Origin of the sequence: Gracilibacillus sp. YIM 98692 (assembly GCF_010993965.1) — a bacterium.
GTDB lineage: Bacteria > Bacillota > Bacilli > Bacillales > Amphibacillaceae > Gracilibacillus.
This window is the reverse complement of sequence record NZ_WIXM01000062.1, coordinates 1-2,152: the sequence shown is the minus strand read 5'-3', so window position 1 is coordinate 2,152 and position 2,152 is coordinate 1. Positions and strand designations below refer to the sequence as shown.

Here is a 2,152-nt window from a genome sequence, read left to right as displayed (position 1 = left end):
GGAATCATCTTCTCAATGTAGCATAGTCTTTTTTTTAAAATGTCCTTTACAAAGGGTACACTTTAATAATGGAGGTCTCTTTTTATAATAGGTAGAGTTTTTTGAAAAAAAAGAGCCGATGAATGTTCATCGGCGAAAAAGAAAAAGGGGCTATCATTTTGTGAGAAAGCAATCTTTGCAATCTTGCAGCATTGCTTAATTTGGAACAATTCAAATATACCAAATAAATGAAAAGTAGGTGTTAAATCTAGGTAAAGATAATGTAAAGTTTCTCCATTGTCGTCAAAATTTTCGCTATAATGGCTCTATAATAAACGAAAAGGAGTGCAAGGCATCGTGAAATCTATTTCTATTTGTGTTACTAGTGATGTTCATGGCTATCTTTTTCCTACTAACTACCGAGATCAAAAAGAAGCTTCACTAGGGTTAGCAAAGGTTGCTTCTATTTTCAATGAATTAAAGAAAGATAAGCAAGTGTTATTAATCAATAATGGGGACTATATTCAAGGTAGCCCCTTCACTTATTATTTTGCCAAATATCAACAAAATGAAGGTAACCCCATGATACAAGCGGCTAATGAAATGGATTATGATTTAGCTGTTTTAGGCAATCATGAATTCAATTATGGACTGAACTATTTACAACAGGTTATTGCACAATCTAAATTTCCTTGGCTTGCAGCTAATATTTTAGATAAATATTCAGGTGAACCTTTCTTTGGAAAGCCTTATGTCATAAGAGAGATAAATGGGATGAAAATAGCTTGTATTGGAATTACTACACATTACATACCATATTGGGAAGATTCATCAAATATTAAAAATCTAGTTTTTGAAGATGCCTGTAAATCTGCAACAAAGTGGGTGGCAAAAGTAAGAGATATAGAAACTCCTGATTTTGTTATTTTGAGTTACCATGGTGGTTTAGAGTGTGATCCAGAAACGGGGGAAAAGACGGAAAAGCATACTGGAGAAAATCAAGGCTACCAAATATGCGAGGAAGTAGACGGCATTGATTTACTTATAACTGGTCACCAACATCGTTTTATAACATCTGAAATCAATGGAATTCCTGTCATTCAACCTGGTGATAATGGACAAGCTCTTGGGGAAATTATTATAAACTTTAAAACAGAAAATAATAATGTATTGATAAAGTCGGTTACGCCAACATTACATTATGTAGACGATAGAACAGAGCCTGATGACAACCTGATCAAATTTATGATGACCAATGAAAAAGAAGTCCAAGAATGGTTGGATCAACCGATGGCAGTAGTAGTAGGTGATATGAAAATAGATGATCCATTTATCGCCCGTTTAAAAGGGCATCCATTTATTACATATATTAATCAGTTACAAATGCAGGTGGCTGATGTTGATATTTCCTGTACAGCTTTATTTCATAACCAGTCGCCTGGCTTTCCAGAAAAGGTAACCATGCGAGATATAGTTTCTAATTATATTTATCCTAATACATTAAAAGTTTTAAAGCTAAAGGGAAAAGACATAAAAGAAGCCCTAGAGTATACGGCGAGTTATTTTATACTGGACTCGGAGAAAAATATCATCGTAAACCCGTCTTTTATCGATCCAAAACCACAGCATTATAATTATGATATGTGGGCAGGGATTCACTATGAAATCAATCTAGCAAAACCAGTCGGTGATAGAATTACAAAGTTATATTATAGAGATCATCCTCTTGAATTAGAGACTAGTTATCATGTAGTGATGAATAATTACCGAGCAAGTGGCGGTGGCGATTACACCATGTTTCAGGGGAAGGAAGTCGTTAAGGATATCCCGACAGACATGACAGAGTTGATTGCCAATGATTTATTGGAAAGAAAAAAGATAGAAGCAACATATGACCCCAGTTTCCGTATAGTAAAAAGTTAAAAAATCCAAATCCATTTAAAAAAGAAGCTGTTTCTAAAAAATAAATTTCATTGCACAGTATCCATAAATTGCGACGTAACTTTTGAAAACTCGTTTCACGATGAGAGCTTAATCCCACGCTGTGAAAAAATACTCGCTTTCCGGGGGCAGCACCTCAGCCTCCTCGCTCACCAAACCCGTTCACTGTGGGGTCTTCGGAAGCTGCTCTTCGAGGCCACTGAAAAACTGTGCTGTTTTGAGTGAAAAAGAA

At 35.3% G+C, this 2,152-nt stretch carries 1 protein-coding gene; it reads left to right on the top strand.

The window, feature by feature from the left end; genetic code table 11:
* Positions 1-336 precede the first annotated feature (336 nt).
* Positions 337-1,902: a bifunctional metallophosphatase/5'-nucleotidase gene (locus GHD00_RS20770; protein ID WP_163540077.1), complete on the top strand. Its 1,566-nt coding sequence runs from the start codon at positions 337-339 to the stop codon at positions 1,900-1,902.
* The last annotated feature ends 250 nt before the right edge of the window (positions 1,903-2,152 follow it).